The organism is Echinicola jeungdonensis, assembly GCF_030409905.1.
Lineage (GTDB): Bacteria > Bacteroidota > Bacteroidia > Cytophagales > Cyclobacteriaceae > Echinicola > Echinicola jeungdonensis.
In genome coordinates, this window is sequence record NZ_JAUFQT010000002.1 from 872,646 (window position 1) to 888,651 (window position 16,006).

General features: G+C 37.6%; 16 protein-coding genes and 1 riboswitch. Of the genes, 12 read left to right on the forward strand and 4 right to left on the reverse strand.

Translation table 11 applies throughout. The features are described from left to right. Nucleotides 1-23 precede the first annotated feature (23 nt). The 4 genes from QWY93_RS17040 to QWY93_RS17055 all read right to left on the reverse strand — a co-directional run bounded on the left by QWY93_RS17040 (nucleotide 24) and on the right by QWY93_RS17055 (nucleotide 3,376). A complete protein-coding gene (locus tag QWY93_RS17040; RefSeq protein ID WP_290249618.1) occupies nucleotides 24-1,370 on the reverse strand; it encodes an NAD(P)/FAD-dependent oxidoreductase in 1,347 nt (448 codons plus the stop codon). A 118-nt stretch (nucleotides 1,371-1,488) separates the two neighbouring features. Beyond that, on the reverse strand, nucleotides 1,489-2,244 hold the full coding sequence (locus QWY93_RS17045) for a DUF547 domain-containing protein (RefSeq protein WP_290249619.1): 756 nt from the start codon (nucleotides 2,242-2,244) through the stop codon (nucleotides 1,489-1,491). Between the two features lie 185 nt (nucleotides 2,245-2,429). Further along, complete coding sequence (locus QWY93_RS17050) at nucleotides 2,430-2,708, reverse strand: hypothetical protein (protein ID WP_290249620.1); 279 nt, start codon at nucleotides 2,706-2,708, stop codon at nucleotides 2,430-2,432. Nucleotides 2,709-3,043: 335 nt separating this feature from the next. Further along, nucleotides 3,044-3,376, reverse strand: coding sequence for a hypothetical protein (locus QWY93_RS17055; protein ID WP_290249621.1), 333 nt, complete (start codon nucleotides 3,374-3,376; stop codon nucleotides 3,044-3,046). Nucleotides 3,377-3,846: 470 nt separating this feature from the next. Here QWY93_RS17055 and mgrA point away from each other — a divergent pair, with 470 nt between their 5' ends. The 12 genes from mgrA (at nucleotide 3,847) to QWY93_RS17115 (ending at nucleotide 15,969) form a co-directional block, all read left to right on the forward strand. Beyond that, nucleotides 3,847-4,842: an L-glyceraldehyde 3-phosphate reductase gene (mgrA, locus tag QWY93_RS17060; RefSeq protein ID WP_290249622.1), complete on the forward strand. Its 996-nt coding sequence runs from the start codon at nucleotides 3,847-3,849 to the stop codon at nucleotides 4,840-4,842. A 167-nt stretch (nucleotides 4,843-5,009) separates the two neighbouring features. Then, nucleotides 5,010-5,205: riboswitch (cobalamin riboswitch) on the forward strand. A 114-nt stretch (nucleotides 5,206-5,319) separates the two neighbouring features. Beyond that, nucleotides 5,320-7,230, forward strand: coding sequence for a TonB-dependent receptor plug domain-containing protein (locus QWY93_RS17065; protein WP_290249623.1), 1,911 nt, complete (start codon nucleotides 5,320-5,322; stop codon nucleotides 7,228-7,230). 201 nt (nucleotides 7,231-7,431) lie between these two features. Then, entirely contained in the window at nucleotides 7,432-7,584 is a 153-nt protein-coding gene (locus tag QWY93_RS17070; protein WP_290249807.1) for a DUF5522 domain-containing protein, read from the forward strand. Then, a complete protein-coding gene (locus QWY93_RS17075; protein ID WP_290249624.1) occupies nucleotides 7,581-8,090 on the forward strand; it encodes a bifunctional adenosylcobinamide kinase/adenosylcobinamide-phosphate guanylyltransferase in 510 nt (169 codons plus the stop codon). The genes QWY93_RS17070 and QWY93_RS17075 overlap by 4 nt, the downstream gene beginning before the upstream one ends. A 2-nt stretch (nucleotides 8,091-8,092) precedes the next feature. Continuing rightward, the gene (locus tag QWY93_RS17080) at nucleotides 8,093-8,821 is read left to right on the forward strand and encodes a Dph6-related ATP pyrophosphatase (RefSeq protein WP_290249625.1); all 729 of its coding nucleotides are present in this window, start codon (nucleotides 8,093-8,095) and stop codon (nucleotides 8,819-8,821) included. 2 nt (nucleotides 8,822-8,823) lie between these two features. Next, nucleotides 8,824-9,873 (forward strand): nicotinate-nucleotide--dimethylbenzimidazole phosphoribosyltransferase, encoded by a 1,050-nt coding sequence (cobT, locus tag QWY93_RS17085; RefSeq protein ID WP_290249626.1) that lies wholly within the window; start codon nucleotides 8,824-8,826, stop codon nucleotides 9,871-9,873. Nucleotides 9,874-9,930: 57 nt separating this feature from the next. Further along, on the forward strand, nucleotides 9,931-10,737 hold the full coding sequence (locus QWY93_RS17090; RefSeq protein WP_290249627.1) for an adenosylcobinamide-GDP ribazoletransferase: 807 nt from the start codon (nucleotides 9,931-9,933) through the stop codon (nucleotides 10,735-10,737). After that, nucleotides 10,722-11,252 carry an alpha-ribazole phosphatase gene (cobC, locus tag QWY93_RS17095; RefSeq protein WP_290249628.1) on the forward strand — a complete coding sequence of 177 codons (531 nt, stop codon included), beginning with the start codon at nucleotides 10,722-10,724 and terminating at the stop codon, nucleotides 11,250-11,252. Before QWY93_RS17090 ends, cobC begins: the two co-directional genes overlap by 16 nt. Before the next feature lie 355 nt (nucleotides 11,253-11,607). After that, the gene (locus tag QWY93_RS17100) at nucleotides 11,608-12,390 is read left to right on the forward strand and encodes a LuxR C-terminal-related transcriptional regulator (RefSeq protein ID WP_290249629.1); all 783 of its coding nucleotides are present in this window, start codon (nucleotides 11,608-11,610) and stop codon (nucleotides 12,388-12,390) included. A gap of 348 nt (nucleotides 12,391-12,738) precedes the next feature. Then, on the forward strand, nucleotides 12,739-13,521 hold the full coding sequence (locus QWY93_RS17105; protein WP_290249630.1) for a hypothetical protein: 783 nt from the start codon (nucleotides 12,739-12,741) through the stop codon (nucleotides 13,519-13,521). A 168-nt stretch (nucleotides 13,522-13,689) separates the two neighbouring features. Then, nucleotides 13,690-14,733 carry a carboxypeptidase-like regulatory domain-containing protein gene (locus tag QWY93_RS17110; RefSeq protein WP_290249631.1) on the forward strand — a complete coding sequence of 348 codons (1,044 nt, stop codon included), beginning with the start codon at nucleotides 13,690-13,692 and terminating at the stop codon, nucleotides 14,731-14,733. 183 nt (nucleotides 14,734-14,916) lie between these two features. Beyond that, nucleotides 14,917-15,969 (forward strand): hypothetical protein, encoded by a 1,053-nt coding sequence (locus QWY93_RS17115; protein WP_290249632.1) that lies wholly within the window; start codon nucleotides 14,917-14,919, stop codon nucleotides 15,967-15,969. Nucleotides 15,970-16,006: the final 37 nt, after the last annotated feature.

Sequence of the window (16,006 nt, forward strand, 5' to 3'; positions counted from 1 at the left end):
GGTTTTAACCTTATTTTATTTCATTACTTCCACAGCCTTTCCCAGATTCTTTTTTTCTTTTGGGGCATGATGGATTTTTGGAATTGAAGATTATAAGCATCTAAAATGTCCTTTAGAATATTTCCAGTAAACTCCGGAGTAAAGTCTGCTTTAAATATCCCTGCCATGGTTTGGTCTATGGTCCAGTTTTCCTTTAAAGCCTTATCAAAATAATTATGACTCAACCTAAGGCCAAAAGCATTGATTCCCTTTAGAAAATCGTTCTGATCAAAAACGGCCTTGAAAGCCATCCTTCCATTTGGGTGTTCCCAATAAAAGGATTTCATCCCCTCAACAGCCTTGTTTGGAATCCACCCATAATTTTGGAACTCCATATCTAAAAATTTTGCAGAATTAAACCATGGTCCTGGTTGATATGATTTGGGAGAATGGGTAAGGTTATAAGCTAAAATTTCCCCATGTATCCTCCCTGTGTACCAAACCTGCTCCAAACGCCTTCCATCTTTTCCTGGAGAATCATTGAATTCTACACAATCTCCAATTGCATATACGCCATCCTTGTTAGTCTGGAAAAATTCATCTACTAATATACCCTGGTTTAATTCCAGGCCACTGCCTTTCAACCAGTCTACATTAGGCCTGACACCAGTTGCCAATCCAACAAACTGACATGGGATTTTTTCTCCCTTATCGGTTTCCACAGAAGTTACCCTTCCTTTTTCATCCGGATTAATTGCCTTTAACTGGGTGGCTGTTTTTATTTTTATATGATGATTCCTGATTTGCCGTTCTATTAATTGGGATTCTTCCAGGGACAACATATTTCCCCAAAAACCCTTTTCCCTGACCAAAATGGTTACTGAAATAGATCGGCTATTCAACATTTCCGCCATTTCTATCCCTATCAGCCCACCTCCTACTATCACTGCTTCCTTAGTCCTTTGGGCATTTTCTTCCATTATATCCAAATCTTGCTTGGAATACAAACCTTGAACTCCATCCAAGTCTTGCCCAGGCCATCCAAATGTTTTGGGAACTGAGCCAGTGGCTAGTACGAGTACATCATATTCCAATTTAGGGCTGTTTTTCAACTGTAATTTCTTTAGCTGAAAGTCCACGGATTGTACCCAGTCATGAATCAATTCTATCCGGTTTTTATCCCAAAACCAATCTTCATAGGGTTTGGTATTTTCAAATTTCATATGCCCCATAAAAATGTACATCAATGCCGTACGACTGAAAAAATAAGGGGTTTCTCCGGAAATAACCTGAATCCTGGCCTTTGTATCCATTTTACGAATATTCCTTGCACAGGTAATCCCTGAAATCCCATTTCCGATAATTACAATATTTTTGTTTTCCTTCTCCATTTTAGTTTTGCGGAATTAGGAGATTAGTTTATTGAATTAAACTAGGAATTTAAGCAATTCATGGAAATAGAATTAATATCATGGAAAAATAAGGTTTAAAAAAATCAGGAAACAGCCTTTAATGATCATTTAAGCTCCAATCATAATCCAAAAAAGAAATATTTTGGCTTTTCTTAATTTTGTTTTCGGAATACTGGTTTACAAATTCTTTTAGACTTTTGTTTTTAGTAAAGTCCTCTTTAAACCATTTGAATATACTTGAAAGCTTTACATCTTCCCTATCAATAATATTCCACTTAGGGTTATTGATGAATAAAAGGCCTTGATGTTCCAATTGCATATCCAATTTACCAGCCTGGTATGCTTCTGGCCTTAATGGTGGACAAGAATAAGAGGCACAATTAATAGCAAAATGGATCCTGGGCTCTTCAAACTCCTTTCTCAGGATTTTATGTTCTATTTGGTCTAAACTGGCAGGTTTACCTCCGATTTCAAAAAATTCCAAGTGCCAAACCGAATTTATTCCTGGTATGTAAGGAAAGGGATGTAAATCTTTAATACTTTCAATAGGGTAATGATCCAAAATCAATTTAACGGTAAAGGCATTATAAGCATTGATCCAATAAGCCAATTGCTCTTCCCTGGACCATTGGTTTCGGTCAGGTGGATTTTGACTGACCAGGTTTAAGTAGTCCCCAAGCAAGATTGAGTCCTGTTGAAAATTTTCATAATCCACAATCCCATTTTTGTGGACATATTTGTTCAACAGCTCATCCCAAATTTTATGAGAAGGTACCTGACTCCCTTCCTCTCCCAGTAACTGCCCCTGACAGGCATTCACCCCTATCAAAATCAATAAAAATGAAATTACCATCCAGGGGAAAAAATTCCATTTAAAAATCATTTCATTCAATTTTAGGGATGAATTGAAATATTTGACGGGAAAAAATATAGTATTGTTTCTATTATAATGGAATTTAAATCCAGTATAGCTAAAACCATTCCCTGGCATTATTTATTGACAGGGAAATAAATAATACATGTTTTTAAAGCGTAAAATTATGCCATAGAACTATTTAGGTGAGAATTTAATTTTAGAATTTCAAGATTGAAATCATAATAATCTATTTCCTTGATCATCTTAATCAAAGTATCTGCAAATTCCTGTTTGCAAATAGAAATACCATATTTAAGTTGATCTCCCTCATCGACCATGATCCTATGTTCATCGAATAAGCGGGAAAGTTCGGCTTTATTTTTAGCCTTGATAAATAGGTGGTCGGGACTTTGAGTCGCATGGACCACCGAAATAGCTCCGTGTATAGATCGTATCCACATAACAAAACTTTTTAGGTTGATAATATGAGTTTTTTATTTTGGTGACTTTTTGATATCCTTTGTAAAAAATCTGAAAGGAAAAATATTTAACTTCTATAAATCTTAAAACTGATTTTGCTTTTCATATTCCCCCGGTGAGGGAGCCCAGACATCACTCAAAACTTGGTAGTTCGATAGAAAGGACAATGTAGTAACTGAGTTTATAAAAAGCAATTTTTTTGGTTTATTTTACATGTTATTTATTAAAAAACGCCGTTCCCTTGGTTTAGCCCTGATTTAATAAAAAAAGGTTCAGGAAAAATTCCTGAACCTTTTCACCAAGTTTGATAAAAAAATCAACGAAAAGAAAGTTGGAGTGCTTTTAACAACCTAACGATGGTTTTGTCCTTCATTTTTCTTTCAAAAAATCCATGATTATACTGGTCAATGACCACGGCTGCTAAAAGTAATTTGCATAAACTTAAGCGATCCATTTCTTGATACAGGTCTTGTCCATACCTTAATTTTTCCAGGCAAGCATTATGATCCATTGACAATTTTAAATCCAATGCTTTTATCTCATGTTTAAGTTCATGAGCCAAGTCATAAAAATCATAATAAAAATAGGCCGCTTCCAAGGTCAATTCTTTTCCAATTATCCTTTCTACCCGGTCAAATTCTTTTTCCATAACCGGTATAAATTGAAAAATATCATAAAGTCGGTCGTAATTAATCTCTTGCCAAAAAAACGGCAAATCGTGGGGGGATAGTAGCTTCTCATTGATCATCATTACCTTAATTTAAAGTTCAACAGATGATTTACCCGCCTTACGTTAATCAAAAGTTTTTTAGCGAAAACGGAAAGATAAGTTCTGAAAAAAAATCATTGATGTCAAGTACTAATAATTATTTTATCCTATTTTTTTTGTTCTTTAAAATATATTTTCAGGATTTCATAATTCATCATCAACTCCTTAGATATTTTTTTGTTGAATAATTTCTTCTGATCAAGGGAAAAACCTGAAAGAATTTTTTCATTGCCCTCCTACCCAAATCCATTTAAGAAATTACATTTCAGCCGCCTTTTATTCTCACTTGGAATGAATAACCTAATTAAATACCTATATTCATGGTTTTGTATTAATAGATAATTGATAATATGCAAACCTATCAACCTAACCCAAAACGTTACCAAAATATGATTTACCGGCGCTGTGGAAATAGCGGCCTGAAACTATCTGCCCTCTCCTTAGGCCTTTGGCACAATTTCGGGGATGTGGACAGTATTGAAAATTCCAGAAAACTTTTGCGTACGGCATTTGATGCTGGAATTACGCATTTTGATTTGGCCAATAATTATGGGCCACCTCCCGGTTCCGCTGAAGAAAATTTCGGAAAAATATTGAAAACAGACTTCCATGGCCTTCGGGACCAAATGGTTATTTCCTCCAAGGCAGGTTATTATATGTGGGAAGGCCCATATGGGGATTGGGGCTCCAAAAAATACCTGATTTCAAGCCTGGACCAAAGCCTTAATAGACTGGGACTGGACTATGTTGATATTTTTTATCATCACCGTCCAGACCCTGAAACTCCTTTAGAAGAAACCATGGGGGCATTGCACCAAATCGTCCAACAAGGAAAAGCCCTTTATGTGGGCCTCTCCAATTATAAGAAAGAGGAAGCAGCAAAAGCTTTTAAAATCCTTAAGGACCTGGGAACTCCCTGCTTAATCCACCAGCCCAAATACTCCATGTTTGTACGTTGGGTGGAAAATGGCTTAATGGACCTCTTGGGCAAAGAAAAAGTGGGCTGCATTCCTTTTTCCCCCCTTGCTCAAGGCATGTTGACCAATAAATATCTTCATGGAATTCCAGAAGACTCCAGGGCTGCCAAATCACACGGTTTCCTAAAAACAGACCAAATTACCGAGGACAACCTTTCCAAAATCAAATCACTTAATGAGCTGGCCAAGGAAAGGGAGCAAAGCCTTGCCCAAATGGCATTAGCTTGGTTATTAAAGGATGAAAGGGTGACCTCAGTATTAATCGGTGCCAGTAAAACCAGTCAATTGGAAGATTCCATTGCTTGTTTAAACAATATTCAATTCACCGAAGAGGAATTGGTTAAAATCGAAAATATACTTGAATCTTAAAAATTTATTCCTGCAAAAAGGTGTGGAAATAAAAATTCCACACCTTTTTCTTCCCCCTAAACCTCAACTTATTTCCATTTGAATTCCTTACTTCCACCCATTGTTATAACTTTAAAAGCTTAGTCTAACTAAGAACAAAATTGATGAGGAATTAAATATTTTCCTTTATCTTTGCACCAGTTTTTGGTATCCCTTTACATAAAAGGGATTTAAAAGGGAATCCGGTGAAATTCCGGAACTGTACCCGCAGCTGTAAGCTTCATCATAGCTTTGGAAAATCAGCACCACTGTGTGCCTTAGGCGCATGGGAAGGTCATCCAAAGTGAAGTAAGTCAGAAGACCTGCCAATTTCTACCACTTAATTCAGAGCTTTCGGGTGAAAAGCAATGGAGTCAGCCTTTAATTAAGTAAAGGCCCTTTTACATTTCCCCAGAAAGTTCATAGTGTCCACAATCTTAAAAACCAATTTTAAACGCTATGAACACCCAATTTGTTCAACTGCCCATTAAAGGCAGAAAGTGGGCTATACCCGCCCTATTGATTACTTTCCTTTTAGGAACTCAAAACTCATTTTCCCAGGATACTACCGAACTTGATGAAGTGGTGGTTATTGGGACGAAGTTTGAAATCCCGGTAGAAAAATCTGGAAAAACCATCTACAAACTTTCCCAGCAAGACCTGGAAAGAAATGCAGGAAAATCTGTAGCCGATATCCTAAATGAGGTACCCGGCATTCAAATGGATGGTAACTTTGGCTCTCCTGGAACCAATATCAGTTATTTTGTAAGAGGTGCAAGCAGCAAAAACACCCTGATCCTCATTGATGGCCTTCCCATTAATGATCCCTCAAACATTTCCTCAACTTATGACCTTAGATTGCTTTCGCTAAACCAAGTAGAATCTATCGAGGTATTAAAGGGCGGCCTTAGTACGCTATACGGAACTGGAGCTTCAGCAGCTGTCATCAACATCAAGCTCAAGGAAAGCAAAGGAAACAAACCTTTTGGTGGAAGTGTTGATTTTAATGCTGGGTCATTCGGTACTTATAATGGCAACCTTAGCTTCAATGGCAAAAAGGATAAATTCAGCTATTTGGTCTCTGGAAATTTTTTGACCTCTGAAGGCTTTTCTTCCGCTTCCGATGAGCAGGCCACTATCCCTTTTGGAAAAGATGGTTTGGACCGTAAAAATGCCCTGTTAAAATTAGGGTATGAATTTTCAGAAAAATTCAACCTGGATTTTTTTACAGGCTACGATGACATGGAAGCCGATTATGATCAAGGAACCTTTGCAGATGCGGATTTCCAACAAATCAATAACCAATTAAGGTTTGGCATTACACCCTCCTATAAATATGCAAAAGGTAAGGTAAGCCTGAAGTCTGTTTACAACCTGAATGAAAGGGAATTTATCAGTAATTTCCCCTCCGAGTACAAGGGAAGAAACCTTCAAATAGACCTCACCCAGGAACATAATATTTTGCCAGGCTTAAAAGGGCTATGGGGTGTTAATTTGCAGCAATTCTCCTATGAACAACCCGGGGAACTTGATTTTAAATCCAATAAATTCACTTTGGTGGATCCCTATGCCTCTTTCTTCTATGAGGCTCAATCAGGTTTTAACCTTCATGCAGGTGCCAGGGTAAATACCCACTCCGAATATGACCACAAATTCATCTATAATGTGAACCCAAGCTACTATGTGCCTATTTCCTCATCGGTATCGTTAAAAGTATTGGCTTCTATCTCCACCTCTTATATCACACCCTCTCTGTACCAAATAAATTCTCCACAATATGGGAATGACATGCTCAACCCCGAAGAGTCTTTAAATTATGAACAGGGAGTTTCTTTATATGTTGGAAAGGAGTTTACATTAAACCTTGTTCATTTTACTAGAGATGAAACCAGCCCTATTGATTTTGTTTCCATATTCGATGAAGATGGTTCCTATATCGGTGGGCAATATCAAAATACCGAAGCAGAAAGAAGTGTTGAAGGATTTGAAGCAGACTTTTCTTGGACACCCAATAAGTATTTGGACCTGTCTGGCCATTATGCCCATGTAAATACCGATAAACCTAGCACATTTTACCGGGTTCCCAAAAATAAATGGGGTTGGACGGTGAATGCACAGCCAATCGAAAACACTGAATTTTCCTTAAAATACAATTTCACAGGAAAAAGAACCTTCTATGATTTCAGTGAAGGGGAGATGGAATTGGAAGGTTTTGGTTTAGTTGACCTATACATACAACGGACTTTATTAGAAAATAAATTAAGGGTATATGGGGCCATCAATAACCTTATTGATGAAGAATTTACCGCTATATACGGATATACCACCAGAGGAAGGACCTTTTCTTTGGGAGCCCAATATCAGTTTTAATTAATGGAAAAGCACTGCCCCCATTGCCAAACAAAATTTACTTGTTCTGACTCCTGTTGGTGCAGTGCTTTTCCTCCTATTGTCCCCTTGGAAAAATCAAAGGGATGCCTCTGCCCTACCTGTTTAAAATCAGAAGTACAACGAAGGATATCAGACTGGATATCTACCCTTACTCCTCAAAAAATTAAGACGGTCCAGAAAATGGGCCTCCCTGATCAATTGATAGAAGGCATTGATTACACCCTTAATAAGCAGGGATTTTTTGTATTTTCGGCATGGTACCTGCTCAGAAAAGGGAAATGTTGTGGAAATGGGTGCCAAAATTGTCCATATCAAGAAATTAAAAAGGCATGATATATTACATTACAGGAGGTGAAAGATCGGGAAAAAGCCGCCATGCGCAGGAATTGGCCAAACAACTTTCTGACAGTCCCCACTACTTGGCAACCTCCAGAATTTGGGATGAGGATTTTAAAAAAAGGGTGGACAGACATTTGGCTGACCGGGATAATAGCTGGACCACCATAGAGGAAGAGAAATACTTGAGCAAAGTGGAAATTGAAGGAAAGGTAGTGGTCCTGGACTGTGTCACGCTTTGGCTGACCAATTGGTTTGCGGATTCAAAAAATGACCTTAATCTTTGTCTTCAGTCCTGCAAAGATGAATTAGATCAAATTTTTCAGAATGCCCAAAATACCAATCTGATCATTATTTCCAATGAAATCGGTATGGGCTTGCATGCCCAAACTGAAGTAGGGAGGAAATTTACAGAACTTCAAGGCTGGATCAATCAATACATTGCCCAAAAGGCAGACAAAGCCATATTTATGGTTTCCGGACTCCCCTTACAACTGAAATGAAAATGATTAAAAGTATATTTAATTGGAGCGGTGGAAAGGACAGTGCATTGGCGCTTTATAAGGTTTTGAATGAGGGTCAATTTGAAATCCATACCTTAATGACCACTGTCAACAGCCATTTTAACCGGATTTCAATGCATGGAGTTCGGAAAGAACTTTTACAGGCCCAGGGTAAATCTATTGGGCTTCCAATAAAAGAAATTCTCCTCCCAGAAATGCCCAGCATGTCCGAATATGATCAAACCATGAAAAACACCCTATCAGGGCTGAAAAAAGAAGGGATTACCCATAGCATTTTTGGGGATATTTTTTTGGAAGACCTCAAACAATACAGGGAAGACCGCCTGGCTGAAGTGGGTATAAAAGGCCATTTCCCCCTCTGGAAAAAAGACACAAAGGAGCTGATCCATGAATTTATTGATTTGGGATTCAAAACCATTGTGATCTGCACCAAAGCGGAATTATTGCCTTCGGAATTTGCGGGCCGAATCATCGACAAAGAATTTCTTAAAGACCTTCCAAAAGATGTAGATCCTTGTGGGGAAAACGGGGAATTTCACACTTTCGTTTATGATGGGCCTATTTTTAAAGAACCTGTTTCCTTTAGCTTGGGTGAAAAAGTATTTAAATCCTACAATGCGCCTAAAGACAAAAATGATAGCTGTTTGCCGGCAGATGAGAAGCCTAAACCTCAGGCAGGATTCCATTATTGTGACCTCATTCCTGATTAAGTATGAAGAAATTTAATATTAAAACTCCTGACCAGGGAATAAAAGGAGCCCTCCAGACCAAAATTGATTTGAAAACAAAACCTCCTGGTTCATTGGGAAGTTTGGAAGCACTGGCCTTACAAATCGGATTGATTCAGCAAAGCACTTCTCCACAGATCCATCAACCTCATTTGGTTGTTTTTGCTGCCGACCATGGCATTTCCAAAGAGGGTTTAGTCAATCCTTTTCCTCAGGAGGTTACCTTTCAAATGGTCATGAATTTCCTGTCAGGCAAAGCTGCGGTCAATGTTTTGGCTAATCAACACAATTTGGAGGTGACCATTGTAGATGCTGGCGTCAATTATAATTTTGGAGCGCTTCCAAACCTGGTGGATCAAAAGGTAGACTTTGGCACCAAAAATTACCTTTATGGGCCTGCAATGACCAGGGGTCAATGTGAAATGGCCATTGAAAAAGGAGCCAATCTGGTTAATCAAATCGCTGCAAAGGGTTGCAATACCATTGGTTTTGGAGAAATGGGCATTGCCAACACCTCTTCAGCTTCTCTGTTGATGCATCATATTTGTCAAACTAAATTGGAAGACTGTGTGGGCAAGGGGACCGGAGCAAATCCAGAGCAATTAAAAACCAAACTGGTTACCCTTCAAAAGGTCTTGGAAAAACATCAACAGGTAAACTCCAAAGATCCCATGGAACTATTGGCAACATTCGGGGGATTTGAAATTGCACAGATTTGTGGAGCCATGCTTCAGGCTGCAGAAAATAGAATGTTGATTTTGGTGGATGGATTTATCGCCACCGCGGCACTTTTGGTAGCTAATCAAATTATTCCTGAAATTCATGCCTATTGTGTTTTTGCCCATTGTTCTGGAGAAAAAGGTCACGAAGCCATGCTGGAATATTTGAAAGCCAGTCCACTATTAAAACTTGGCATGAGATTGGGAGAGGGTTCAGGAGCTGCAGTGGCTTTCCCTCTTATCCAATCGGCCTGTACTTTCCTCAATGAAATGGCCAGTTTCGAAAGTGCAGGAGTCAGCCAAAAATCAAACTAAACAATTATTTTGACTTAAATTCAACCAAGGAAACCCAAAATAAAAACTCTAATTAAAATGAAGAGAGAAATTCAGGCCATTTTTACAGCTGTGATGTTTTATACCAGAATTCCATGTCCATCATGGGTAGATCATTCCGAGGAATACTTACAGCTTTCCAGAAAGTATTTTCCTTTAATTGGATGGGCAGTTGGAGGAATTTCCGGATTGGTTTTCCTGGTATTATTCCAGGTTTTTCCTTCCGAATTGGCCATTATTTTTTCAATGGTTACTGGAGTAATCATGACTGGAGCTTTTCATGAAGATGGCTTTGCCGATACCATGGATGGCTTTGGGGGAGGCTGGACTAAAGAAAAAATTTTGCTGATCATGAAGGATAGCAAGTTGGGCACCTATGGAGCCATTGGCCTGTTTTTGATGCTGGCTATCAAATTTTTGGCATTATATGCCCTGGTTGATTGGGTGAAAGGGAATGCCATTTCCAATGATTTTTATTTGAAGCTGTGGGGCATATTTATTGCTGGCCATACCATAAGCAGATTTGTGGCGTTTACTTTCTTCCGTACTCACCAATATGCAAAAGCCAATGATGAAGTGGGAAGTAAATCCAAACCTTTGGCCACAAGTGGGATTTCTATTTCCGATTATTTTATCGGGGCGGTTTTCGGATTAATACCGCTGACCTTTCTGGAGAATTATGCAGTATTTTTGGTGTTGATCCCATGTTTTATTGCCAAATGGTGGATGGGAAGTTGGTTCAAAAAATGGATTGGAGGATATACAGGAGATTGCCTGGGGGCAGTACAACAAGTGGTTGAAATAATTTTTTACTTAAGCTTAATGCTGGTATGGAAATATATCTGATCCGGCATACCAGCCCAAAAGTTGCCAAAGGAATTTGCTATGGACAATCTGATCTCCCATTAACAGAGACTTTCCATGATGAGGTTGAATGCATCAAAAAGGAATTGGAAGGACTGGAAGGAGAATATAAAGTTTACTCCAGCCCCTTACTCCGCTGCCATAGCTTGGCCAATGCCTTATTTTCTCAAGTCCCAATACTTGACCGCCGGTTAATGGAATTGAATTTTGGGGATTGGGAAATGCAAGCCTGGGATGATATCCCCGAATCCCAATTGAAACCTTGGATGGAAGATTTTGTCCATGTTCCCTGTCCACAAGGTGAGTCCTATATGGATTTATACAATCGCTGTCTGGGCTTTCTAAAAGACCTTAAGAGCCATGGCCATGACCGCGCCATCATCATTTCCCATGGGGGTCCCATTCGTGCCATCCATGCTTATGTCAATGGGATAGAATTAAAAGATTCCTTTGAATTTAAGGTGGGTTTTGGAGATATTGTGAAGATGACCATTTAGATTTAACTTTATTAAGCACCAAGGACACAAAGTTAGAATATTTCAAAGTTTATTATGTTATGCTCTTTTCCTTCTAGGTTATTCACTTAGACAATAATAATTAAACCTTCCTAATACAAATTTTCCTTATCCAATCAGGTTCCTCCCAATATGCCCTATTTGGATAGGGACCTGAAAGGGGTTCCCAATGTGCCATTGGATCCTTTGTGTTAAAAAAATCCCCTCAGCATCCCTTTAATAATTTCACTAACAATAAACTTATTTTAAAATACAATTAAATGAATCATATATTACAGTAATTGTTTTGCACAAAATTTTATCTTATTTTATTTATACATCATTTTCTTAAAATCCCATGAAACTAGATTTGACCCAAATGCATAATGTATGGGAAAAAGCAGTGTTGGAGAAAAAAGATAGGACTGCCTTACCCTCCATCAATTTCGATGAAATTGTTAGTTCTGTTTTTACAGTAGGTCCTTTTTATTATTTCCTTATTGATTTTTATGACTTTAGCATTTCCCACATTAGTTCTGGATTTGAAGAGATTCATGGTGTAGATCCTGACACTATTCATACTATTGACGATATTCTAAAATTAACCCATCCAGATGATATGGACTTTGTGGTCAAAGCGGAGGAAAGAGTAATCACTTTCCTTCATCAGCTTGGACAAGAAAAATTTACAAAATATAAGGCCTGCTATAATTTTAGATGCATCACAAAGACGGGCAAGTACGAATTATTTAACCATCAGGCACTTGTTTTGACCTTGGACGAAAAAGGTAATTTTATAAAATCTATTAACATCCTTACCAATATTAATCATCTTACTAAAAGAAACAATCTGAAATTTTCCATTATTGGTTTAAGTGGACTGCCCTCCTATCTAAATATGGATATCTACCCAACCGATCAAGATCAAAATGAAAAAGCCCTCAAAGAAAATAACTTTTCAAAAAGAGAAATTGAAATCATGAAAATGATTGCAGATGGAGTTGCATCCAAGAACATTGCAGAAAAACTTTTTATTTCATTGGAAACCGTAAAATCCCACAGGAAAAATATTTTAATCAAATCAGGTTGTAAAAACGCTACTGAACTTATTGCCAGAAGTATTAGTGAAGGATGGATTTAATTGCCTTCTTTTGATACCTCTTTACTATTTTTCATTGATCAATTCATTTTTAATTACCCATTTCCACTGAAAATCAACCAATTTTTCGGTTTGAGAATCTTATAACTTATGTACCTAATGGGCTGAGTTTAAACTTACTTTTAAAAAATCCCCCAAAAGGGGGATTGATCACCCTTATGTGAATAGCTAAATTTATATAAAACACTACAATATGATAATTATAGGTGTACTTCAGGTAGGGCCAACTTGAAAGTGCTTATTGGGAAATCATTTTTTCCTAAATCACACCCGGATCATCCTAGGCAAGCCGGGGGAAATAATTAAAAATCATTATTAACCCCTTACAAGATGAAAACCTCACCTATACCTACCTTTTTGGCCTTTGCCATATTGCTAACCTGGTTTGTTTTCAATACTTCAGCGTATTGCCAAAATGACACAACACAAACTAAAAGCTCAAATGAGGATTTGTCCAATAACAATTTCAGAAAGGGATATATGAGATTGGGCTTTATTGCCATTCCAAAAAGTGAAATGGATTATACCCTTTCCCCTTTTGACAATTTGCAAGCAGGAAGAACCGGTGCCGGTTTAGGATATACCCTGGAATTTGGAAGAAATTATTATTTCAACCACTCCGGACATAGCCTCATTAAATATGGACTGGATTGGACGGTCATTTCAATCAATTATTCCGAACTGGACTGGAGAGACTACTCAGAGGCCAGGCTAAATTCCGAAACAGATCAGGCTAAATTTCATTATTTAAGTTTGGCTTCCAAACTAGGTCCTGTCCTATCAATTAACCCTATAGAAAAGTTGGTTTTGGATTTCCGAGTTCAAGTAGGTATCTCCTTTCATTCAATGCTGGTGGATTATTACGAAGACAATAATGGAGATTCCTTTTCCTTAACCGGTGGTGAGGGCAGTCCACTTGAATCCATTTCCGAATTATCCATTTTTCCAAATCTTGGAATCACCATTAGGAGAAAATGGATAGGCTTTGCTATGGACTATTTCAAACAGACACCAAGATTAAACTACTCCTCCGAACTGGAAGGGGAAGGTACGGTGGACGTGCCCATTAGTACCAAGCAAATTAAAATGATCTTTTCTTTCAATTCCAAATGATCAGTTCCCTTAAAATCATTCTCCTTTGAATTTATTTAAAAAGTTCAAGGAACACTTTACAATAAATGATTTAGAATAAGGAAAATTAATTATACGCCCAATTACTACACCCACTAATATAATACCTGCCCTATGAAACCGCTATATAAATTAATCATTCCCTTCTACATGATAACCATTATAGGCTGTGTAGAAGATCCGGAACCCGTTTCTTCGGGGGAAACCCGAATAGAAGTATGGGATGCAACCCAATGGACATCAGGAACTCCCACTGGTGTACCCTCTAGTAATGCAACAGTAAGCCTTTACCGGTCACAAAAGGATTTTACCAATAACAATCCATACACTCAAAGCCAAACCAATGCAAATGGCGTCGCCATCTTTAAAGGTCTTACGGTAGGAAATTACTTCTTGGAAGTTTCCAAAGGAGATAAAAGCAATTTGTTTCAAAAGTCTCCTGCTCCAATAAATGGGTATTACATGGGTTTAAAACCCATAGGAATCTTTCAATCTCAAGCTGAAATTAATTCGGCCATGGAACAACCAGAAGCAAGTCCCGGAGATATAAAGTTTTTCGATCAAAATGCTGATGGTTTGATTAATGATTATGACAAAATTCCTCTTCCAACAGACCTGGTTTCCGTCCAACCAGGTTCCCAAAATGAAATTATGATCCATATTGGTTATAATTCAGGACAACGACTCCAGGAACAGGTACAAGTGGAGAATTATTTGAAGATAGGTAATAAGGAATACAGTCTTGATTACGGAAAAATTAATTATACCAATAAGTTAAACCCGGCGGGCTATGCCATGACATTAATGTTAGCCACTGATGGAACAAAGTTAAATATAGATAATAAAATACAATCTGAGGAAAATGGAACTTCCTATATAAAGGATTCTGAAATAGTATTGACCTTTTATTTTCACGCAACAGATTTTATGGGGCTTCCTTCAGGCACCTATATTAACAAAAGTCCCAAAAACCCATCAATAGCTTTAGGAACATGGGATGTAGGGGAATATTTCGAAACTAGACGTAATACGGATGGAACAATTGAGAACCTAGAGGATGGATTTTTTAGATCTGGTGAAGTCATTATTAATAGGTCATATGAAAATTATGAGATAATAATTGATTGTACTGATAACAAGGGAAAAAAAGTTACCGGCTATTATAAAGGGAAGGTAAGCTATATGGATACCTGACATTTAAATTAAACAAGACTAATTGTCCAGAAAAAAGATTATATGGTTCCGGATGGTAAGAAATAAAAAGAAAGCTTTAGTCTAATCCGCAATAAAAAATTGTAGCTAATATTAATTATTCCCAGGAACCTAGAAAATATAAATCATTCATATTGCTACTAATCTACCCAAAACCCCAAAGCTATGAAACCCATAAAAAACACCCCGCACCTATTCAGGAATTGGTGGTTATTCCTCTTCCTGATCCTATCAGCTTGTCTTGATGCGGAAAAGCAGGATTCAAGAAAGGATTTTGATAATGATCAACCTGATTCTGAATTTGTAAAAGAAAATACCGTGATTATTTCGGACGAAAATTCTGAGTTGCTAAGCACTGAATCTGAAATAGAAAATGGGATATATAAGATTGAATTTTCTGGAACAGTACCTGAAATCAAAGTTGATGATGTAATCGTTGGAGATGAAGAAGAAGGATTCCTCCGCAGGATAACAGGACTAGAAATAGACGGCAAAAAAGTGACCTTACAGACCAAGCAAGCCAATATGGAGGATATTTTCAAAAATGCCACCCTGGAATTTAATACCACCATTGCTGATAGCTCGGGAACTAATGATAAAACATCTAACAGAATAAAAAGAAATTATTTAGCGGAAGGGGTTAGGGTATCCAATGATGGATTTTCCTATGACTTTTCCAATACAGTAATCTATCAGGAAGGACCTGTTACCTTTATGATCACAAAGGGAACGGCTAAATTTAATCCCAATTTTTCTTTCAAAGGCGAATATCAAGATGGTTTCCTATCATACCTCGAATTCAAAACCGAAAACGCAAACCTGCTGGTCGATTGTGACTTGTCTCTAAATACAAATGCCAGCTTAGATATCTCTGATTTCAACAAGACTTTAGCAGATTATGATATTCCTCTTACCGTTCCCGTTTATGGAATTCCGGTAAAAGTAATTGTAAACACACAATTGGTGGCCAGTTTTAGCGCAAATGTTGAAGCGGCCTTTGATATCACAACTGGATTTACAGGGGATTATTTTTTATCTACCGGGGTAGAATATAAAAACGATAAATGGGACAGTAATTTTGATCTTAACCCAAAGCTAGTTTCCAAGCCCTTGAACAAAAGCGGTTCGGTCAATTTAGGGCAAAATTTAACAATTACCCCTAAAGTAAGCTTAAAATTCTTTGGTGTTTTGGGGCCGTATTGGAGTGTATACCTTTGACTGGACAATAAGTTAAGCTCTTTTCTTAAATTTGAAA